General features: G+C 61.5%; 22 protein-coding genes and 1 pseudogene. 13 read left to right on the forward strand and 10 right to left on the reverse strand.

Annotation, left to right across the window (positions count from 1 at the left end):
* The 3 genes from QRN33_RS08090 to sutA all read left to right on the forward strand — a co-directional run bounded on the left by QRN33_RS08090 (position 1) and on the right by sutA (position 2,407).
* Entirely contained in the window at positions 1–1,338 is a 1,338-nt protein-coding gene (locus QRN33_RS08090; RefSeq protein WP_041476939.1) for an ammonium transporter, read from the forward strand.
* 215 nt (positions 1,339–1,553) lie between these two features.
* Entirely contained in the window at positions 1,554–1,979 is a 426-nt protein-coding gene (locus tag QRN33_RS08095) for a secondary thiamine-phosphate synthase enzyme YjbQ (RefSeq protein WP_042607117.1), read from the forward strand.
* 101 nt (positions 1,980–2,080) lie between these two features.
* Positions 2,081–2,407 (forward strand): dormancy-specific transcriptional regulator SutA, encoded by a 327-nt coding sequence (gene sutA / locus QRN33_RS08100; RefSeq protein ID WP_016772583.1) that lies wholly within the window; start codon positions 2,081–2,083, stop codon positions 2,405–2,407.
* A gap of 185 nt (positions 2,408–2,592) precedes the next feature.
* Here sutA and QRN33_RS08105 read toward each other — a convergent pair whose 3' ends face one another.
* The 6 genes from QRN33_RS08105 to lptM are packed head-to-tail and all read right to left on the reverse strand — an operon-like array spanning position 2,593 to position 7,202.
* Positions 2,593–3,300, reverse strand: coding sequence for an HAD family hydrolase (locus QRN33_RS08105; protein WP_116658953.1), 708 nt, complete (start codon positions 3,298–3,300; stop codon positions 2,593–2,595).
* Positions 3,297–4,196: a tyrosine recombinase XerC gene (xerC, locus tag QRN33_RS08110; protein WP_039757393.1), complete on the reverse strand. Its 900-nt coding sequence runs from the start codon at positions 4,194–4,196 to the stop codon at positions 3,297–3,299. The genes QRN33_RS08105 and xerC overlap by 4 nt, the downstream gene beginning before the upstream one ends.
* A 2-nt stretch (positions 4,197–4,198) precedes the next feature.
* Entirely contained in the window at positions 4,199–4,924 is a 726-nt protein-coding gene (locus QRN33_RS08115; protein WP_042607115.1) for a DUF484 family protein, read from the reverse strand.
* A gap of 13 nt (positions 4,925–4,937) precedes the next feature.
* The gene (gene dapF / locus QRN33_RS08120) at positions 4,938–5,768 is read right to left on the reverse strand and encodes a diaminopimelate epimerase (RefSeq protein WP_042607114.1); all 831 of its coding nucleotides are present in this window, start codon (positions 5,766–5,768) and stop codon (positions 4,938–4,940) included.
* Between the two features lie 3 nt (positions 5,769–5,771).
* Entirely contained in the window at positions 5,772–7,019 is a 1,248-nt protein-coding gene (gene lysA, locus QRN33_RS08125; RefSeq protein WP_285407941.1) for a diaminopimelate decarboxylase, read from the reverse strand.
* Between the two features lie 9 nt (positions 7,020–7,028).
* Complete coding sequence (lptM, locus tag QRN33_RS08130) at positions 7,029–7,202, reverse strand: LPS translocon maturation chaperone LptM (protein WP_007911098.1); 174 nt, start codon at positions 7,200–7,202, stop codon at positions 7,029–7,031.
* Positions 7,203–7,515: 313 nt separating this feature from the next.
* Here lptM and cyaY point away from each other — a divergent pair, with 313 nt between their 5' ends.
* From cyaY to rnk, 3 genes are all read left to right on the forward strand, one after another.
* On the forward strand, positions 7,516–7,848 hold the full coding sequence (gene cyaY / locus QRN33_RS08135; RefSeq protein WP_285407943.1) for an iron donor protein CyaY: 333 nt from the start codon (positions 7,516–7,518) through the stop codon (positions 7,846–7,848).
* Between the two features lie 3 nt (positions 7,849–7,851).
* On the forward strand, positions 7,852–8,070 hold the full coding sequence (locus QRN33_RS08140; protein ID WP_080902459.1) for a DUF1289 domain-containing protein: 219 nt from the start codon (positions 7,852–7,854) through the stop codon (positions 8,068–8,070).
* A gap of 255 nt (positions 8,071–8,325) precedes the next feature.
* Entirely contained in the window at positions 8,326–8,745 is a 420-nt protein-coding gene (rnk, locus tag QRN33_RS08145) for a nucleoside diphosphate kinase regulator (protein ID WP_042607112.1), read from the forward strand.
* 9 nt (positions 8,746–8,754) lie between these two features.
* Here the strand turns inward: rnk and QRN33_RS08150 are convergent, their stop codons facing one another.
* From QRN33_RS08150 to QRN33_RS08160, 3 genes are all read right to left on the reverse strand, one after another.
* On the reverse strand, positions 8,755–11,592 hold the full coding sequence (locus tag QRN33_RS08150; protein WP_285407946.1) for a class I adenylate cyclase: 2,838 nt from the start codon (positions 11,590–11,592) through the stop codon (positions 8,755–8,757).
* Positions 11,593–11,773: 181 nt separating this feature from the next.
* A complete protein-coding gene (locus QRN33_RS08155; RefSeq protein ID WP_003229392.1) occupies positions 11,774–12,019 on the reverse strand; it encodes a TIGR02647 family protein in 246 nt (81 codons plus the stop codon).
* Positions 12,020–12,219: 200 nt separating this feature from the next.
* Positions 12,220–12,507 (reverse strand): hypothetical protein, encoded by a 288-nt coding sequence (locus QRN33_RS08160; protein ID WP_123417747.1) that lies wholly within the window; start codon positions 12,505–12,507, stop codon positions 12,220–12,222.
* On the opposite strand from QRN33_RS08160, the gene QRN33_RS08165 reads away from it, so the two are divergent.
* Both QRN33_RS08165 and QRN33_RS08170 read left to right on the forward strand, forming a co-directional pair.
* Positions 12,506–12,631, forward strand: a complete 126-nt coding sequence (locus QRN33_RS08165) for a hypothetical protein (RefSeq protein ID WP_259740480.1) — start codon at positions 12,506–12,508, stop codon at positions 12,629–12,631. The genes QRN33_RS08160 and QRN33_RS08165 overlap by 2 nt on opposite strands.
* Positions 12,631–13,290: a glutathione S-transferase family protein gene (locus tag QRN33_RS08170; RefSeq protein ID WP_285407950.1), complete on the forward strand. Its 660-nt coding sequence runs from the start codon at positions 12,631–12,633 to the stop codon at positions 13,288–13,290. Before QRN33_RS08165 ends, QRN33_RS08170 begins: the two co-directional genes overlap by 1 nt.
* A gap of 130 nt (positions 13,291–13,420) precedes the next feature.
* On the opposite strand, the gene argH is transcribed toward QRN33_RS08170, so the two are convergent.
* Complete coding sequence (gene argH / locus QRN33_RS08175; protein WP_285407952.1) at positions 13,421–14,815, reverse strand: argininosuccinate lyase; 1,395 nt, start codon at positions 14,813–14,815, stop codon at positions 13,421–13,423.
* A 469-nt stretch (positions 14,816–15,284) separates the two neighbouring features.
* On the opposite strand from argH, the gene QRN33_RS08185 reads away from it, so the two are divergent.
* The 5 genes and pseudogenes from QRN33_RS08185 to QRN33_RS08205 all read left to right on the forward strand — a co-directional run bounded on the left by QRN33_RS08185 (position 15,285) and on the right by QRN33_RS08205 (position 20,268).
* Complete coding sequence (locus QRN33_RS08185; protein ID WP_042607107.1) at positions 15,285–16,031, forward strand: LytR/AlgR family response regulator transcription factor; 747 nt, start codon at positions 15,285–15,287, stop codon at positions 16,029–16,031.
* A gap of 138 nt (positions 16,032–16,169) precedes the next feature.
* Positions 16,170–17,111 carry a hydroxymethylbilane synthase gene (gene hemC / locus QRN33_RS08190; RefSeq protein WP_285407955.1) on the forward strand — a complete coding sequence of 314 codons (942 nt, stop codon included), beginning with the start codon at positions 16,170–16,172 and terminating at the stop codon, positions 17,109–17,111.
* Positions 17,108–17,854 (forward strand): annotated as a pseudogene (locus QRN33_RS08195) (uroporphyrinogen-III synthase); the annotation flags it as partial. The gene hemC and the pseudogene QRN33_RS08195, both read left to right, overlap by 4 nt.
* A 36-nt stretch (positions 17,855–17,890) precedes the next feature.
* A complete protein-coding gene (locus QRN33_RS08200) occupies positions 17,891–19,033 on the forward strand; it encodes a uroporphyrinogen-III C-methyltransferase (protein ID WP_285408139.1) in 1,143 nt (380 codons plus the stop codon).
* Positions 19,030–20,268 (forward strand): heme biosynthesis protein HemY, encoded by a 1,239-nt coding sequence (locus QRN33_RS08205; RefSeq protein ID WP_285407956.1) that lies wholly within the window; start codon positions 19,030–19,032, stop codon positions 20,266–20,268. Before QRN33_RS08200 ends, QRN33_RS08205 begins: the two co-directional genes overlap by 4 nt.
* Positions 20,269–20,453 lie beyond the last annotated feature (185 nt).

Below are 20,453 nucleotides of genomic sequence, written 5' to 3' on the forward strand. Positions count from 1 at the left end.
ATGACTCTGCGTAAATTCGCAGGGCTAGGCGCCCTGTTGTCCATCGTAATGCCCGGCATCGCCATGGCGGCAGACGAAGTGGCAGCGCCAGTCCTCAATTCCGGCGACACCGCCTGGATGCTCACCTCCACAGCCCTCGTGCTGTTCATGACCATTCCCGGCCTGGCGCTGTTCTACGGCGGCATGGTTCGCTCGAAAAACATTCTTTCCGTGCTGATGCAGTGCTTCGCCATTACCGGTCTGATCAGCATCCTGTGGGTCATTTATGGCTACAGCATTGCCTTCGACACCACCGGCATGGAGCAGGGCGTCGTCAACTTCAATTCGTTCTTCGGCGGCATGGGCAAGGCGTTCCTCGCCGGTGTCACGCCTTCGAGCATCACCGGCCCGGCGGCGCTGTTCCCTGAGGCGGTGTTCATCACCTTCCAGATGACCTTCGCGATCATCACCCCGGCGCTGATCGTCGGTGCGTTCGCCGAGCGCATGAAGTTCTCCGCGATGCTGATCTTCATGGGCATCTGGTTCACTCTGGTTTATGCACCGATCGCGCACATGGTCTGGTCCGGTAACGGCGGCCTGATGTGGGACTGGGGCGTACTCGACTTCGCTGGCGGCACCGTGGTGCACATCAACGCCGGTATCGCCGGTCTGGTAGCGTGCCTGGTACTGGGCAAGCGCAAAGGTTTCCCGACCACACCGATGGCCCCGCACAATCTCGGTTACACGCTGATGGGCGCGGCGATGCTGTGGGTCGGCTGGTTCGGCTTCAACGCCGGTTCCGCTGCAGCTGCCAACGGCACCGCCGGCATGGCGATGCTGGTTACCCAGATTGCCACCGCTGCTGCGGCACTGGGCTGGATGTTTGCCGAGTGGGTCACCCACGGCAAGCCAAGCGCACTGGGCATCGCCTCGGGTGTGGTCGCCGGTCTGGTTGCGATTACACCGGCGGCTGGCACCGTGGGCCCGATGGGGGCACTGGTGATCGGTCTGGCCGCAGGCGTGGTGTGCTTCTTCTGTGCTACCACCCTGAAGCGCAAACTCGGCTATGACGATTCCCTGGATGCCTTCGGCGTGCATGGTATCGGCGGTATCCTCGGCGCGATCCTCACCGGCGTTTTCGCAGCACCGGCACTGGGCGGCTTCGGCACCGTGACTGACATTGGCGCGCAGGTCTGGATTCAGATCAAGGGCGTCGGCTTCACCGTGATCTACACCGCGATCGTCACCTTCATCATCCTCAAGGTGCTGGATGCCGTCATGGGTCTGCGTGTCACCGAGGAAGAAGAGTCGGTCGGCCTCGATCTGGCACAACACAACGAACGCGGCTACAACCTGTAAGTACGCGCACTGAAAAAATTGCCCGGTTCGCCGGGCATTTTTTTGTCCGGGATTTGTCATTCAAGGAGCGGCTGAAAGGATTTTTCTTACGGCTTTGGTCGTCTTTACGACGAGGCTTTTTCTGCGGGCAATCGCTTACATCGCTGCAGGAATATTAGGGCCTTTGTTTTTTTTCAGAGCACGCTAGAATGCGCCCCGAACGAGCGGAGAACTGTATGTGGCAACAGACTCTGATAACCCTGCGGGCAAGGCCCCGGGGCTTTCATCTGGTAACCGACGAGTTGCTCGCAGGCTTGCCTGAACTCAAGACCTGTCGGGTCGGTCTGTTGCATTTGTGGCTGCAGCACACGTCGGCGTCGTTGACCATCAACGAGAACGCCGATCCGGCAGTCCGCCGCGACTTCGAACGATTTTTCAATCGCCTGATCCCACAAGGAACAGACGGCTTCGAGCACAACGACGAAGGCCCGGATGATCTCCCGGCGCACTTCAAGGCCAGCGTGCTGGGTTGCCAGGTCAGTCTGCCGGTTGCGGCAGGGCGGCTTGCACTGGGTACCTGGCAGGGCATTTATCTGGGCGAGCACCGTGATCATGGCGGTGCCCGTAAAGTACTCGCCACCTTGCACGGTGAGCAGGCATGAGCCGCTGCACGGCAGCGGTGGAAGATTTTTCAACGGCGGCTTCGACAGTCGCCAAAGCTGGTCTATAACTAATCTGCTTTTGGCAAGTCATGAGGTAGAACATGAGCGACGATGATCTGGAAAACGACGACCTCGAAGTAGGCGACGAAGACGAGGCCGAGGAAGGCCTGGAAGCGGCAGCGGAAGACGTTGCCGAGGACGATGGCGGTGACGACACGCCGGCCCCGGCTGCCAAAGGCAAAGCCAAGGCTGCGGTATCGGTCGACGAGTTGCCGAGCATCGAAGCCAAGAACAAGGAGCGTGACGCCCTGGCCAAGGCCATGGAAGAATTCCTTGCACGCGGCGGCAAGGTTCAGGAAGTGGAGGCCAACGTGGTCGCCGATCCGCCCAAGAAGCCGGACAACAAGTACGGCAGCCGCCCTATCTGAGGCGCGTCGCTCGCTTGCTGAAAAAGCCCGCCGTCGCTGCGGGCTTTTTCATGCCTGACATGAATGGAGCAGCCACCAGAATCCCCTGTAGGAGTGAGCCTGCTCGCGATAGCGGTGTATCAGATACATCTAATTGAATGACACTCCGCTATCGCGAGCAGGCTCACTCCTACAGGGGATCTGTGTCATTTCGAGGGAGCATTCCAGCGGGCGATTACCGCTGGCAATTCCGTGAGGCTGCGGATCTCTGCATCCGGCAAGCGCTCCGCTTCCCAGACCTTGCCCGTCGGGTTGAACCACACCGCGCGCAAGCCCGCCTGCTGCGCCCCGGCAATGTCATCGCCGGGATGATCGCCGACATGCACCGCTGCTTCGGCACTCACGCCCCCGCGTTGCAGGGCTTCATGAAACAGCCGTGCATCCGGTTTGGCGATGCCGATGTCTTCGGCGCACAAGGCGAACTTGAAGTAGTCCGCCAGCCCCAACCGGCGTACATCGGCGTTGCCATTGGTGACGACGCCGAGGGCATATTGATTGGCGAGCAGCTCCAGCAGCGGCTCGACTTCCGGGAACACTTCGATCTGATGCCGCGCATGCAAAAACACTTCGAAAGCCTTGTCGGCCAGATCCGATGCTTCGCCGTGGCCATACCCGGCTTCTTCCAGAGCATGAAACAACACGCGCCTGCGCAACGCACTGATGCGGTGCTTGAGCCCCGGCTCGCCCGCCAGTACTCGCTCGCGAATCGACCACAAATGCTCCACCGGTACCGCGCCCAGATTCGACGCATGTTCGCTCAGCCATTCGCGCAACACGGTTTCGGCGCTGGCAATCACCGGAGCGGTGTCCCACAGGGTGTCGTCGAGGTCGAAGGTGATCAACTGAATGCTCATGAATCATCGCCTTTCATGCGTTTGGCCCGGGGATGGGCGCTGTCGTAGACCGCCGCCAGGTGCTGGAAGTCCAAATGGGTGTAGATCTGCGTGGTCTTGATATCGGAGTGACCGAGCAATTCCTGCACCGCCCGCAGGTCCTGGGAAGACTCCAGCAAATGGCTGGCGAACGAGTGCCTGAGCATGTGCGGATGCAGGTTCTGCCCCAGTTCGCGCTCGCCAGCGAGTTTGACCCGCACCTGAATTGCACGCGGGCCAAGGCGTCGCCCTTGCTGGCTGACAAAAACCGCATCGTCGGCAGGATTGGTCATGGCGCGTAGCGGCAGCCATTGTTCGAGGGCTTCACGGGCCTTCTTACCTACAGGCAGCAGACGGGTCTTGCTGCCCTTGCCCAGCACCTGAACCATGCCGTCGGCGAGGTCGAGCTGATCGAGATTGAGTCCGGTCAGCTCGGACAGGCGCAGGCCCGATGAATAGAACAGCTCCAGAATCGCCTGATCGCGCCGGGCAAGAAAATCGTCCTCGACCGCACCTTCCAGCAGTTGCAGGGCGCGATCGGTGTCGAGGGTTTTCGGCAGGCGCCGTTCGCCTTTCGGCGGGGCCAGGCCGGTGGCCGGGTCGTGGTCGCACAAGCCTTCGCGATTCAGATAGTGATAGAGCCCACGCACTGCCGAGAGCAGGCGGGCGAGGCTGCGCGAGGACTGGCCTTGCGCATGCAAGCGGGCGATCAGGCTGCGCAGGCGCTGGATGTCCAGCGCAGCCCAGCTGCCGATGTTCTGCTTGATGCACCAGCCGAGGACTTTATCGAGGTCGCGGCGATAAGCCGACAGGGTGTGCGGCGACACCTGTCGCTCACTGCGCAGATGTTCGCAGTAAGCGTCCAGTTGTCGTTCCATGGTCAGCGTACCGAGCGCAGCGAGCTGTTGACCCGTGGCAGCACGCGGCCCATGACCTCGGCGATGTAGCTGAGGAACAGGGTGCCGACCGAACTCTTGTAGTGCTGCGGATCACGGCTGGCGATGGCCAGGATGCCGTGGATGCCCTGATGGCTGACGGCAACCACGGCGGTCGAGCCGATCTGCTGGCGCTGTTCTTCGCCGAAGAGGAAATCCAGCTCATGTTCACGCAGGCTGCCGCTGACGCTTTTGCCTTCGGTGAGCAGGCCGCCGATCGCGGTTTGCGCATCGGCGTGGGTTACCCAGCGGCCGACCGGGGCCGGGTTGTCGCCGAGCAGGATCAGGCTGACAAAAGGTACCTGGAAGTCCTGACGCAGGCTGTCTTCTACACTGATCACTACGTCTTCCAGAGTCGACGCATCCATCAGCGCGAGGATCAGGCGCCGGGTCTTTTCGAACAGGCGATCGTTGTCACGAGCCACGTCCATCAGATGTGAAAGGCGATGGCGCATTTCGATGTTGCGGTCGCGCAGGATTGTCATCTGCCGCTCGACCAGCGACACGGTGTCGCCACGTCGGTGCGGAATGCGCAGTGACGGCAGCAGCTCTTCGTGCTCGACGAAGAAGTCCGGGTGAGCCTCAAGGTAGGCGGCAACCGCGGCTGCCTCAAGGCTCTCGGACGCTGATTCGTCGGCTGGTCGGGCGGGTACCTGGGGCTTGTCGGTCATGATTTCTGCTCGCTTAAAGACGCACTTGTCCTTCGTAGACACGCACTGCCGGACCGGTCATCAATACCGGTTCGCCCGGGCCGGCCCACTCGATGGACAGACGCCCGCCGGGCAGGTCGATCAACAGCGGCGAATCCATCCACCCCTGACTGATAGCCGCCACCGCCGCCGCACAGGCGCCGGTACCACAGGCCTGGGTTTCCCCGGCGCCGCGCTCCCACACGCGCAGTTGCGCGCGGTGGCGGTCGATGACCTGAAGGAAACCGACATTGACCCGCGCCGGGAAGCGCGGATGGTGTTCGACCTTCGGCCCCAGTTCATGCACCGGTGCGCTGTTGATGTCATCCACGCGAATGACCGCATGGGGATTGCCCATCGACACAGCGGCCAATTCGACCGTGGTGCCATCGACGTCCAGCTGATAGCTGCTGGCCTGGGCTGGCGCCTGGAACGGAATGTCCGCCGGCACCAGGCGCGGCGCGCCCATGTTCACGCCGATCTGGCCGTCGTTACGTACGTCCAGTTCGATGATCCCGCCCTTGGTTTCGACGCGGATCTGCCGCTTGGCGGTCAGACGCTTGTCGAGCACGAAGCGGGCGAAGCAGCGCGCACCGTTGCCGCATTGCTCCACTTCCGAACCGTCGGAGTTGAAGATCCGGTAGCGAAAGTCCACGTCCGGGTTGCTCGGCGCTTCGACGATCAGCAACTGGTCGAAACCGATACCGGTGTGGCGGTCGCCCCATTGCTTGGCGTGTTTGGGCTGAATGTGCGCGTGCTGGCTGACCAGGTCGAGGACCATGAAGTCGTTGCCCAGGCCGTGCATTTTGGTAAAACGCAGCAGCATGGGTTACTCCGGCAGCAGGCTTTCGCCGGCAAACAGCTCGGCCACGGTTTCGCGGCGACGCACTTCAAAAACCTGATCACCATCCACCAGCACTTCAGCGGCACGGCCGCGGGTGTTGTAGTTGGAGCTCATGACGAAACCGTAGGCACCGGCCGAATGCACCGCCAGCAAGTCGCCTTCTTCCAGCGCCAGTTCACGGTCCTTGGCGAGGAAGTCGCCGGTTTCGCAGATCGGGCCGACGATGTCGTACTTGCGTGTAGCGCTGTCGCGCGGTTTCACCGCCGTGACGTCCATCCACGCCTGATACAACGCCGGACGGATCAGGTCGTTCATCGCCGCGTCGACGATGGCGAAATCCTTGTGCTCGGTATGCTTGAGGTACTCGACCTGGGTCAGCAGCACGCCGCCATTGGCGACGATGAAGCGGCCCGGCTCGAACACCAGCGCCAGATCACGCCCGTTCAGACGCTCGCGCACGGCCTTGATGTAGTCGGCAGCCAGCGGCGGCTCTTCATCGCGATAACGCACACCCAGGCCGCCACCGAGATCGATGTGGCGCAGATGAATGCCGCAATCGCCCAAACGATCGACCAGATCCAGCAGGCGATCCAGGGCGTCGATGAACGGCGGCAGGGTGGTCAGTTGCGAACCGATGTGGCAGTCGACACCGACCACTTCCAGGTTCGGCAGATGCGCGGCGCGCACGTACACGTCTTCGGCGTCGGCAATGGCGATGCCGAACTTGTTCTCTTTGAGACCGGTGGAAATGTACGGGTGGGTGCCGGCATCGACGTCCGGGTTCACCCGCAACGAAACCGGGGCGCGAACACCCAGCTCGGCTGCGACCAGCTGAAGACGCTCGAGCTCGTCGGTGGATTCGACGTTGAAGCAGTGCACCCCGACTTCGAGGGCACGACGCATGTCGTCACGGGTCTTGCCGACGCCGGAGAAGACGATCTTGTCGGCGCTGCCGCCAGCGGCGAGTACGCGTTCCAGCTCGCCGCGGGAAACGATGTCGAAACCGGCGCCGAGACGGGCCAGGACATTCAGGACACCGAGATTGGAGTTGGCTTTGACCGCGAAGCAGACCAGATGCGGCATGCCGGCCAGCGCATCGGCGTAGGCCAGATATTGCGCTTGGATGTGTGCGCGCGAGTAAACGTAAGTGGGCGTGCCGAAGCGGTCGGCGATGGCGGACAGCGCCACACCTTCCGCGAACAGCTCCCCGCCACGGTAGTTAAAAGCGTCCATGGCGATCCCTTATTGGTATACGTCGTGCTTGTGAGCCTTGGATGGCTGCTTTTGCGAAGACTGGGCTTGTTCGGCCGGGTCCTGATCGTCGTCGGGCAGGTACAGCGGGCCTTTCTGACCACAGGCCGATACCAGGCAGGCAACCGCGACGAGCGCAGCAAGGGAAGAGATCAGGCGCTTCATGGCGAAATCCTTGAAAATGCGTTAATTGCGCCGGAGTATACCGGCCACCCGGCAGCTTGCCTATGCGAGGGGGTTCCCGTCCGGCGGGGCTCCTGAGAAGCGCATCATCCCTGTGGGCGCGAGCCTGCTCGCGAAGAGGTTGTAACATTCGATACGTTCGTTGCCTGACACACCGCTTTCGCGAGCAGGCTCGCTCCCACTGGGGCGGTGTTGAATGGGCGACAGGTGCTTGGTCGTTAAACTTTGCAATCGGCCGGCAGCGTCCGTATCTTTCGGCGCTTGAGCCTGATCAGACATTTTTGAGGTTGCCGCAATGAGTTTGTCCGAAGCCCGTTTCCACGATCTGGTCGATGAAACCCAGGAAAAACTGGAAGACATATTTGACGAAAGCGATCTGGACATCGATCTGGAAAGCTCGGCCGGCGTGCTGACGGTCAAATTCGAAAACGGCAGCCAGCTGATTTTCAGCCGCCAGGAACCCTTGCGACAGCTGTGGGTGGCGGCGGTGTCCGGGGGCTTCCACTTCGACTACGACGAAGAAAGCGAGCGCTGGATGTGTGACAAGAGCGAAGAGCAGCTCGGCGAAATGCTTCAGCGCCTCGTCAAGCAGCAGGCTGGCGCTGAATTCGATTTCGAAGGTCTGTGATTCGTGACTGATGCAGCGCCTGTCCGCCCACCGAAACCGCTTTACAGCAACGTCAGTCCGGCGGTGCCTTCGCCGTGCACAGGCGTCTGTCGACTGGACGAACAGAAAGTCTGTCTCGGCTGCGCGCGCCACGTCGAAGACATTCGCGAATGGCGCTCGGCGGATGATCAGCGGCGGCGCGTGATATGCGCGCAAGCCGCAGAGCGCCGCACTCGAGCCTGATACGAACTTGTGGCGCGGGAGCTTGCTCCCGCTGGTCCCGAAGCGGCCCCAAACTCTTGCGACAGCTGTGCAGCCGAGCGGGAGCAAGCTCCCTCGCCACAGGTTTTCACCCAGGCAAAAAGGGCGTGACTTGTATATTTTTTGAGCTGTGATAGTGTCCGCGGACGCCTCAAACCACCGAGGCACGGTGAAAACCCCGTCTTTTTTGGCGGGGTTTTGCTTTTTTTGTGCAGAAGAAAGGAGTCTGCCTGGATCATGACCGCACCTTCCATCACCCTTACCCGTCTGGACGTGCAACGTCTGGAACGCCTCATCGACAGCCTGAGCGACAAAGACCAGGCTGCGCCGGGCGTGATTGCGCTGCAAACCGAGCTGGACCGCGCCGATACCGTGGTCGGCCACGATGAAGTGCCCGCCGATGTCGTGACCATGAATTCCCGTGTGCATTGCCGCGAAGAAGGCAGTGGCAAGGATTACCACCTGACCCTGGTCTACCCCAGGGACGCCAACGCCGACGAGGGCAAGATTTCCATTCTGGCCCCGGTCGGCAGTGCACTGCTGGGTCTGAAGGTCGGCCAGCACATCGATTGGCCGGCTCCGGGTGGCAAGTCGCTGAAGCTGACCTTGCTGGAAGTGGAATCGCAACCGGTCAACGGCGGCGCTTTTCCCGAATAAATCCCTGCCTCAAACCTGTTCGAGCGCATCGTTCAAAGAGCGCTCCAGGTCCGCCTTGTAGCGCAGATACAGATTGCTTGAACTGTGCCCGTCACCGAGCAGACCCGACAGGTCGAGGTCGGTGATGTAGCAGCGATAGCGCTCGGTCTCGCGGCGCTGCTCGACGATCTCCCGGGCGACCACGCTGAACAGCTGGTCGCCATGCTCCAGCTCGCTGAATTCCCGCTGATTGCAATACAGGGTGACCTGCACTTCGCCGTGCGCGGCTTTGCCAATGATCGCCTGCACGTCGTAGAACGGTTTGTTGGCTGGCGTCTGCGGCGCCGGCCGGGTTTCGACTCTGCGCGATCGCCCCGGGCCTGACAGCTGGTAATACAAGGTTTCGGGACTGCCCGCAGGGCCACCTTCCATCGGCAGCCGTGCTTCACGGCGATACTGGATCGATTGCACAAAGCGCTGCAACGGCACCAGCAGACTCTGCTCGTCGTGGTACGGCAACTGCTGTTGCCACAAGGCATTGAATTCATCCAGCACGTACAGCTCGGCCTGCTGTTCGCTGATGCGGTAGAACACCTGAATGCACTCCGGCTGACCCATCGGCAGAATCAGCGCGAGATCGTGATCCTCGAGTGCCATCGGGTCCAGGTGCAGCGGGCTGTAGCGCGGTTGTTCCTCGCCCAGATAATCGAGCAGCGCCGGTAGAGTGGCGAGGGCAACATGGTTGACCTGACCTGGCACCAGCTCCAGCACGTGATAGTGCTGCTGCACCTGGATCAGGTAGCGGTGATTCAAGTCGCTGAGCAACAGGGTCTGGGCGGTGTCGACGATTTCCTCGACGCGGCGCGCAATGAATTGCGCACGGTTGTGGCAGAAGCAGCGCACCTTCAGCGACGGCTGCACGAGGCCGCGCGGCAGGTTGTTGAGGTAATCGCGCAGGCAATCGAGCAGCGCGTGCGGGCCGTCGAAACGATTGACCAGCACTTCGTTCCAGCTGTTGAGCGTGACCTGATCAAGGGTCAGCACGAGGTTCTCGCGCACGCCGGCATAGCTCAGCGAGTCGGTGCGCTCGGTGGTCATCAGGATGTTCAGATCGCGGTGGTGCTTGAGCGGGTCGACGCCGACGTTGATCAGCAGTAGCACTTCGCTGGGCACAGCGGCGCGCAGCAAGGGCTCTTCGGCCACGGTGGGCAAGGGCAGGGCGATGCACTGCTGCAGGCTGCCAAGCAGGTTGAACAGCTCGAACTCGCTCAAGTCGCTGCTGCCCGGATGCAGGGCCAGACGCGTGCTGCTGTCGATCACGCCGTTGCGGTGGCACCAGGTCAGCAGTTCAAGCAGTTCGCGACTGCGCTTGATCGGTGCGAAGTGCTCCCACTCCAGCGCCGTGAGGCTACCGTTGTACAGGCCCCACTGGGTCTGCCCCGGTTCCTTTTTGTTCGGTGACTGCACCAGGGTCAGGGTGTCTTCGGCCAGGTCCGGGGCGATGCCCGGATTGATGAACTCGACCTTGTCGGCCTTGCGCTCGAACGCCGCATACAAGCGCCGGCCGAGGATATTGAGGTCGCGCTTGTTGATCAGGCTGACGGTCTGTTCGCTGCGGGCGAACTGGGTCAGGAAGCGATAGCTGTAATTGAGTTCGTTGACCAACGCGCGACGCTCGGCGCTGACCTGCCGCACTTTCCACTGACTGCGACTGTCGAGCAGCGCCAGTTGTCGCTGATCCCAATGCCATTCGCCGGCCAGGCGTTCGAGCAGTGCGCGTTGCCAGCCCTGGCTGCGGCTGTTGCCGGTGAGCTTGCGGTTGACCTTCAGGTACAGCGCACGGCGCACCAGCTCAAGCCGTTCCGGCTCGTTGCGGGCAATCAGGTATTCCTCGATACGCCGGTACACGACCATGTACGGGTCCAGCTCATCGAGATCGAGCTGATTGGCGAACACGGCCTTCTTGAAGCGCAGGCTCAGGCACTGCACCTGCGGATGTTCGCTGGCGTAAACCTCGGTCAGTAGCAGTTTGAGCACCGACTTGTAGGGCGACTCGATGCCTTTGAACAACTGCCACAACCCGGCGCCGATGAATTCCCCCGGCGGAATCGTCGCCATCGGCCCCAGATCAAGCGTCTCGTCGGCGCGAATAAAGCGTTTGGACAGCAGGGTATGGGTGTAGGCATCGTAGGCCGTTTCTTCATAGACCGGCACCAGCCACCAGATTGGCGTGCGCCCGGCCAGCCAGATCGCGGTGCGGTAAAACTCGTCGAGCAGCAGATAGTGCTGGGTGCTGCCGCAGTTTTCCGAACTCAGCTGCGAGTCTCGTTCGCCTTTCACGAACCGCGCCGGGTCGATCAGGAAGAAATGTGCCTCGGCGCCCTGACTCGCGGCCCAGGTTTCGAGCAACTGGCATTTCTTGCTCAGTTCACTGAGTTCGCTGTCGGTAAGATCGGGCGCGTGGCAGACCCATACGTCCATATCGCTCTGATCGGCCTGGGCCAGTGTGCCGAGGCTGCCCATCAGGAACAGACCGTGAATCGGTCGCGGCGGATTGCTGCCGTGACGCGGTTTGTAGGAGAACGAGCGGGTCAGCCGTTGCGCCTCAGCGAGCGCGTTGGCGTCTGGCTCATAATTCGACAATCCGGCCGGGGTACTGCCCGAGACATAGCCGGGCAGCAGAGGATGATTGACGTGGAAGAACAGCGGCAACAGCGTCAATACGCTTTGCTGGCGCGTCGACAAGCCTTCAAGCGCACGGCCGAGGCGCCCTTCATTGAGCTTGAGAAAACGTGCGCGCAGTTGGCTGAGTACCTTGCGGTCGATGCCTTCGTCCAGGTCGGGGCGGATTTCGTGGGTGCGCGTCATGTCAGCTCAAACCGGCTTGCAGGCTCGGACGTGGAGGTCTCGGAATGGCCGCAGTTTAGCCTCTGCGCAGCAGGACGTTTAAGCTGAATTTGTTTTTTGACGGCAGATTTTTATCGACAGCGATCAGGCGGGCCCGCGGAAATCCCGTGGCAGGAGTTCCCGTGGGCAAAGTCAGGGAAAATCAGGCGGTTTCCTGCTCTCTCAGAATCGTCAGTACGGTCTGCACGTTTTGCGCGGCATCGCGACCGAGGCTGGTCAGATACCCGCCATCGGGCTGGTCGGTAAGTTCTTTTTCGAAGAGGCGTTTGGCAGCAGCGATGTGTTTCGGGGCAGCGGTCTGATGAATTTTCAGACCTTCCTGGGAACTGTCCAGGTTGAAGAGTGCAAGGACTTCCAGTTCGGCAACCAACTCAGGGGTAAGCGACATAAGGACTCCAGACTTTCTAGGAATTGGACGACAGCGCCTCTAAGGTGAACCCGCTGGTGCGGCATGTCCAGTGCGCAGATCAGGGGATTTTGTCTTGAGGCGAATTCCAGTGTAGCCCGCATAAAAAAGATCGCAGCCTTCGCCAGCTCCTACATGGGATCCGTGTTGGAGCTGCCGAAGGCTGCGATCTTTTGATTTTATTATTTTTCCGGTGGCAGCTCTGGCAGCTTGCGCAATGCCGTTTCGTACCATTCGGTGTCGAACGGGCGGTCTTCATCGAGCATCGCGTCAATCTCGAAAGCCAGCACGTGAGCCATCAGATTGAGGATATCCTCACGGTCCATGCCGACCAAAGTCAGCTTGTTCAACGTCGCCCTGGCCGCCGGCGGGTTATCGCTTTCGATCTGGTTCTCGATGGCTTCGAGCAGCGTTGCTTCGGTGAATGCTTCTTCGTCGTCATCGTTGACGATATCTGTCGGCTCGCTCATGGCAGGCTCCTCAGGGAAAGGCGCCAGTTTACCCGCATTCAGCGGCGTGATGCTGCTGGCGGGAAACGCCGCCGCGATCTATAAACAGGCACTGCCCACCCCGCACGGCCTGGAGGCTCTGTGATGTTCAAGCTCTACGGATTCGCTGTCAGCAACTACTTCAACATGGTCAAACTGGCGCTGCTGGAAAAAGGTCTGCCCTTCGAAGAGGTGACTTTTTACCCGACACAAACCCCGCAATCACTGGCCATCAGCCCGCGCGGCAAGGTCCCGGTGCTGGGTGTCGACGCCGGTTACATCAACGAAACCGCGATCATCCTCGAATATCTCGAACAATCACAGAAGGGCACGCCGCTGCTGCCCAGCGATCCATTCGAACGCGCGCAGGTATTGGCGATTGCCAAGGAGATCGAGTTGTACATCGAGTTGCCGGGGCGTGCCTGTTACGGCGAGGCGTTTTTCGGCATGACGTTGCCTGAGGCGATCAAGGAAAAGACCCGCTCCGAATTGCTGCTGGGCTTCGCAGCGCTGGGGCGTCACGGCAAGTTCGCCCCTTATGTGGCGGGTGACAGCCTGAGCATTGCCGATTTGTATTTCCTCTACAGCGTGCCGCTGGCCTGTGCAGTTGGGCAGAAACTGTTCGGAATCGATTTGCTGGCCGAGATGCCACAGGCGAAAGCGTTGCTGGAGCGGCTTGAGCAGAATCCGCATGTGCAGAGGATTGCGGCGGACAAGGATGCAGCGATGCCGGCGTTCCTAGCGATGATTGCTGCCAAGAAGTGAGGTTTGTAGCGCTCTGAAGAAAGCCTTCGCGAGCAGGCTCGCTCCCACATTGAATCGGTGGTGAACACAAATTTTGTGAACATCCCGAATCCCTGTGGGAGGGAGCCTGCTCGCGAAGCTTTTTTGGCTTTTAGCGGCTGGCGATCAACGCCTGACCGCGAGCCACTGCAGCTTTCACCTGCGCTGGCGCCGTCCCGCCGATATGGTCGCGAGCATTCACCGAGCCTTCCAGGGTCAGCACGGCAAACACATCCTGCTCGATCTGGTCGCTGAACTGACGCAGTTCTTCCAGGCTCATCTCGGCCAGATCCTTGCCAGTGTCGACGCCGTATTTCACCGCGTGGCCAACGATTTCGTGGCAATCGCGGAACGGCAGGCCACGGCGCACCAGGTAGTCCGCCAGATCGGTCGCGGTAGAGAAACCGCGCAGCGCCGCTTCCCGCATGATCGCGTGTTTCGGCTTGATCGCCGGGATCATGTCGGCAAACGCGCGCAGCGAATCGCGCAGAGTGTCGGCGGCGTCGAACAGCGGTTCCTTGTCTTCCTGATTGTCCTTGTTGTACGCCAGCGGCTGGCCTTTCATCAGGGTCAGCAGGCCCATCAGCGCGCCGAACACACGGCCGGTCTTGCCGCGCACCAGCTCTGGCACGTCGGGATTTTTCTTTTGCGGCATGATCGAGCTGCCGGTGCAGAAGCGGTCCGGCAGATCGATGAACTGGAACTGCGCGCTGGTCCACAGCACCAGCTCTTCGGAGAAGCGCGACAGGTGCATCATCGCGATGCTCGCGGCCGAGCAGAATTCGATGGCGAAGTCGCGATCGGAAACGTTATCCAGCGAGTTGCCACCGACGGCGTCGAAGCCGAGCAGTTGCGCGGTGTATTCGCGATCGATCGGGTAGGTGGTGCCGGCCAGCGCGGCGCTGCCCAGTGGCATGCGGTTGGTGCGCTTGCGGCAGTCGACCAGGCGCTCGTAGTCGCGGCTGAGCATTTCGAACCAGGCCAGCATGTGGTGCCCGAAGGTCACTGGCTGCGCAGTTTGCAGGTGGGTGAAGCCGGGCATGATGCTCGCCGCTTCACGTCCGGCTTGCTCCAGCAGGCCTTTTTGCAGGCGGGTGATCTCGGCGAGGATCAGGTCGATTTCATCACGCAGCCACAGGCGGATATCGGTGGCCACCTGGTCGTTGCGGCTGCGCCCGGTGTGCAGTTTTTTACCGGTGACGCCGATGCGGTCGGTCAGGCGTGCTTCGATGTTCATGTGCACGTCTTCGAGGTCGACACGCCAGTCGAACTGGCCGGCTTCGATTTCGCCCTGGATGGTGTTCAAGCCATCGATGATGCTGTCGCGCTCGGCATCGCTCAGCACGCCGACCTTGGCCAGCATGGTGGCGTGGGCGATCGAGCCCATGATGTCGTGGCGATACAGGCGCTGGTCGAAAGTGACGGAGGCGGTGAAGCGGGCGACGAAGGCGTCGACGGGTTCACTGAAGCGTCCGCCCCAGGACTGATTGGTCTTGTCAGTGCTCATGAATTCGCTCGTATCGGCTTGAAGAAATGGCGTGAAACGCTGGCGCGGATGATAACAGGGTTGCCAATCCTGTCGCTGGCACCGGTCGACAGGTTTTTTTCCTCAGGTGTCAGGCGTGGCAGGCGCTGTCTGTAAGGGATTTACAAAAGGATATTTTTTGATTGAGCAATATCGTTCCGACGAACGTCTACAGTGGACATAAGGGTCGGTACACATGCGGATCATGCAAAGGTCTGGCCACCGACTATAAGAAGAGGGGGCGGGTGAGTTGTCCATCAGTCAACCACCGTGAGAAACGCAGGAAACAGTGGGCTCTGAGCGGTACGACCCGAACGCTGGCAAATATTGCTGGCCGACGTACGGCACTTTTTGGCGCTCGGGCTAGTCTTAGCGTGGATCGCGGTGACGCAGGTCACTACACCTGTCTACGCTATCCTTGTGCGAGACTCACGCAGGAATCCAGCGCAATATGAATGTCCTGATCGTTGATGACGAACCCCTGGCTCGCGAGCGCCTAAGCCGTATGGTGAGCGAACTCGAGGGTTACACAGTCCTGGAGCCCAGTGCCACGAATGGCGAGGAGGCGTTAGCGCTGATCGACAGCCACAAGCCGGATATCGTGCTGCTCGATATCCGCATGCCGGGCCTCGACGGCCTGCAGGTTGCTGCCCGACTGTGCGAACGAGAGACGCCGCCGGCCGTGGTGTTTTGCACCAGTCCCGATGAATTTGCCGTGGAAGCCCTGCAGGCCAGCGCCGTGGGCTATGTGGTGAAACCTGTGCGAACCGAACACTTGAATGAAGCCCTGAAGCGGGCTGAACGTCCCAACCGGGCGCAACTCTCGGCCCTGACCCGTCCCGCTGCCGAAAGTGGCAGCGGCCCACGCAGCCACATCAGCGCGCGCACCCGCAAAGGCATCGAGCTGATTCCGCTGGATCAGGTGGTCTACTTCATCGCCGACCACAAATACGTGACCCTGCGTCACGAAGCCGGCGAGGTGCTGCTCGACGAACCCCTCAAAGCCCTCGAAGACGAATTCGGCGAACGCTTCGTGCGTATCCACCGCAATGCGCTGGTCGCCCGCGACCGCATCGAGCGATTGCAGCGCACACCACTGGGACATTTCCAGTTGTTCCTCAAAGGCCTCAATGGCGATGCGCTGATTGTCAGCCGTCGGCATGTCGCTGGCGTGCGCAAGATGATGCAGGGGCTTTGACCCGGTCGTCACCGGGCCTTTCGACTTCTTCTACCCGGCATGGCAGGCCAGGGAGGCCACGCCGTTTTCTGATTCAGGTCAAAGTGGAATTGACTGAGCTGTTATTATCCGCCGTATCTATTCAGTACGGATTGCTCCATGTCCCCTCGCGAAATCCGCATCGCCACCCGTAAAAGTGCGCTGGCCCTCTGGCAGGCCGAATACGTCAAAGCCCGTCTTGAAGCGGCCCACCCGGGCTTGCTGGTGACGCTGGTGCCCATGGTCAGTCGCGGCGACAAGCTGCTCGACTCGCCACTGTCGAAGATCGGCGGCAAGGGTCTGTTCGTCAAGGAACTGGAAACCGCGCTGCTGGAAAACCACGCCGACATCGCCGTGCATTCGATGAAAGACGTGCCGATGGACTTCCCGCAAGGCCTGGGCCTGTTCTGCATCTGCGAACGTGAAGACCCGCGCGATGCATTCGTCTCCAACACCTACGCAAGTCTTGAAGCGCTGCCGACCGGTGCCGTTGTCGGCACATCGAGCCTGCGCCGGCAGACGCAATTGCTGGCGCGTCGCCCGGATCTGCAGATCCGTTTTCTGCGCGGCAACGTCAACACCCGTCTGGCCAAGCTGGACGCCGGCGAGTACGACGCCATCATCCTCGCAGCGGCCGGTCTGATCCGCCTCGGTTTCGAGGATCGCATCACCTCGGCGATCAGTGTCGATGACAGTCTCCCGGCCGGTGGCCAGGGCGCGGTCGGCATCGAATGCCGCAGCGCCGATAACGAAATCCACGCCTTGCTCGCGCCTTTGCATCACGCCGATACCGCTGCGCGGGTGAACGCCGAACGTGCCCTGAACAAACATCTCAACGGTGGCTGCCAGGTGCCGATCGCCTGCTACGCCGTGCTCGAAGGCGAGCAGTTGTGGCTGCGCGGTCTGGTTGGTGAGCCAGGCGGCGGCAAGTTGCTCAGTGCCCAGGCGCGTGCACCGCGTGCCGACGCCGAAACCCTGGGCGTGCAGGTCGCCGAAGACCTGCTCAAGCAGGGCGCTGACGACATTCTCAAAGCGGTATACGGCGAGGCGGGTCACGAGTGACGGCCTGGCGCCTGCTGCTGACGCGCCCTGCGGACGACTGCGCGGCGCTCGCCGAACAGTTGGCCGGGCACGGGATTTTCAGCAGTTGCCTGCCGCTTTTGGACATTGTCCCGCTGCCGGTCTCTGACAATATTCGTCAGGCGATCAGGCGATTGTCGGCCTGCAGCGCAGTGATCGTGGTCAGCAAGCCGGCGGCGCGGATCGCGGTAGATCTGCTCAAGTGCGAAGGCTCGGTACCATTGAGCATGCCGTGGTTCAGCGTCGGCGCGGCGACCGCCGAGATTCTTCGCGAGCACGGCCTTGATGTGAGCTTCCCGGCGGATGGCGATGACAGTGAAGCTTTGCTGCAATTGCCGCGTCTGCGCGAGGCGGTCGGCCAGCCCGGTGCGCAGGTCCTGATCCTGCGCGGCGAGGGTGGTCGTGAACTGCTCGCCGAGCGCCTGCGTGCGCTTGGTGCTAGTGTCGAGTATCTGGAGTTGTATCGCCGCGACCTGCCAGCCTACCCGCCAGACGAGCTGCCACGGCGGATCGAAGCGGAACGCTTGAACGGGCTGGTGGTCAGCAGTGGACAGGGTTTCGAGCACCTGCGGCAGATGGCCGGCGATGCCTGGCCGAAGATCGCGCAGTTGCCGTTGTTTGTTCCAAGCCCGAGGGTCGCCGAGCTGGCACGTGCCGCCGGGGCTCAAACAGTTGTGGATTGCCGCGGCGCGAGTGCCGCGGCTTTGCTGACGGCATTACGGGAATTTCCGCTGCCGTTTTCTAATGCAAAGGATGGATACGTGAGCGAAACAGCCTTGCCAAAAGATGACGTCCAGCCTGCGCTCGATGCCCAGGTTGAAACTCCACCACCGGCCAAAGAGCCGCGCCGAGGCAATGGACTGGCGATTGTTGCCCTGCTCCTCGGCGCCGCCGGTGTCGCCATCGGTGGCTGGGGTGTCTGGCAGGTGCGCCACCTGCAGAACGACACGCAGCAGCAGTCGAGTCAGGTGCAGGCGTTGAATGATCAGGCGCAGAGTCTGAAGCTCAACGAACAACGCCTGACCGAGCGCCTGGCGCAGTTGCCCGGTGCCGACGAGCTCGCCGAGCGTCAGCGTCTGGTCACGCAATTGCAGGGCGATCAGCAGCGCCTCAATCAACGTCTGGAAACCGTCCTCGGCGCCAGCCGCAAGGACTGGCGTCTGGCCGAGGCCGAGCACTTGCTGCGTCTGGCCAGCCTGCGCCTGTCGGCATTACAGGACATCAGCAGCGCGCAGGCACTGGTGCAGGGCGCCGACGAAATCCTCCGTGAACAGAACGACCCGGGCTCCTTCGCCGCGCGCGAGCAAGTGGCGAAAACCCTGGTCGCCCTGCGCAGCACCGAACAGCCGGATCGTACCGGACTGTTCCTGCGCCTGGGCGCGTTGCGCGATCAGGTCATCGAGCTGACCGAGCTGGCGCCTGAATACAAGGATCGCGGCGAGTCGCTGCTGGGCCTGACCGCCGACGGCGATGGCGCCAGTCGCTGGGCGCAGTGGTGGGACAAGGTGTCGCGCTATATCCGCATCGATTTCAACGCTGACAAGAACGTCAAACCGCTGCTCGCCGGGCAAAGCCTGAGCCAGGTGCGCCTGGCCCTGAGCCTGGCGCTGGAGCAGGCGCAGTGGGCGGCGCTCAACGGTCAGGCGGCGGTTTATACCCAGGCGCTGGCCGAGGCGCGCGATGTGCTCAAGGGCAATTTCAACCCGGACAACCCGCAAAGCAAAACCATGCTGGAACAGGTCGGCGAGCTGAGCAAGGAACCGGTCACGGTCAAAACCCCGGATCTGACCGGTACCTTGAGTGCGGTGCAGGGGTATCTCGAGCGGCGTAACGTCAATGCCGAAGAATCTGTGAAACCGTTCGCCAAACCTGCCGCCAACCCGGCGCAGGAGGCGACCCCATGAAGCGCCTCTATGTAATCGTGTTTCTGGTCATCGCTGCGACGGCAGCGCTGGGCCTGGCGATCGCCGAGCATTCCGGTTACGTGCTGGTGGCGTACAAGAGCTTCCGCTATGAATCGAGCCTGTGGGCAACACTGGCAGTCATCGCGGTGCTGTGGCTGCTGTTCTGGGGCATCAAGGTGTTGGTCGAACTGGTGATGACCTCCACCGGCGTGGTCAATCCGTGGTCGCGGCGCAATCGCAGCCGTCGCGTGCAAGTGGCGATCGAACACGGGCAACTGGATCTGGCTGAAGGTCGCTGGGCCAGTGCGCAAAGGCATTTGACCCGAGCTGCGGAAGCCGAGCGCCAGCCACTGCTTTACTACCTCGGCGCCGCACGTGCGGCGAATGAACAGGGTCAGTACGAAGAAAGCGACCGTTTGCTCGAGCGTGCGCTGGAACGTCAGCCGCAAGCCGAGTTGGCGATAGCCTTGAGTCATGCCCAACTGCAGACCGATCGCGGCGACACCGACGGTGCGCTGGTGACCTTGCAGGCGATGCACGAACGGCATCCGCGCAGCGCGCAAACGTTGCGTCAATTGCAGCGTCTGCATCAGCAGCGTGGCGAATGGTCGGCGGTGATTCGTCTGCTGCCAGAGTTGCGCAAAGATAAAGTGCTGCCGCCAGCAGAACTGGCTGAACTCGAGCGCCGCGCCTGGGGTGAAAACCTGTCCTTGGCCGCGCATCGCGAAGAAGACGGCACGGTCGGTCTGCAATCGCTCAAGCGTGCGTGGGAGCAGCTGACTTCGGCGCAGCGTCAGGAAGCGCCGCTGGTGCTCGCCTATGCTGAGCAACTGCGCCAGCTTGGCGCTCAGGTCAAGGCCGAAGAAGTGCTGCGCACCGCGCTCAAGCGCAAATACGACAGCCATCTGGCGCGTCTGTATGGCCTGGTTCGTGGCAGTGATCCTGCGCGTCAGTTGCAGACTGCCGAAGGCTGGCTCAAGGAGCATCCGGCCGACGCAAGCCTGCTGTTGACCCTCGGGCGTCTGTGTCTGCAAACCAGTCTGTGGGGCAAGGCCCGTGATTATCTGGAAAGCAGTCTGCGTGTGCAGCGCAATCCGGAAACCTGTGCGGAGTTGGCGCGTCTGCTTGCACAGCTCGGCGATACCGAACGCAGCAATCTGTTGTTCCAGGAAGGTCTGGGGCTGCTCGATGAGCGGCTGCTGGCGGCGCCTTTGCCGGTTGCAGCGAAGGTCTGAAAGGCGGGGGAGCTGGCTCCCTCGCGAACTTTCAATGAGTGAAAATTCCACTTCTTCAGGTGCCTGAGGCAAAGTCCTACAGAGTGGTTCACCGTTTCCCTCCGGCCCTGTCGGGTTTTCCCTACACCTCTGGTGAACTGTCGGCAGGCCCTCGCCTTGAAAGGCTGACACGCTTTCCTCTACCG

Origin of the sequence: Pseudomonas sp. FR229a, assembly GCF_030209115.1 — a bacterium.
Classification (GTDB): Bacteria; Pseudomonadota; Gammaproteobacteria; order Pseudomonadales; family Pseudomonadaceae; genus Aquipseudomonas; species Aquipseudomonas moraviensis_A.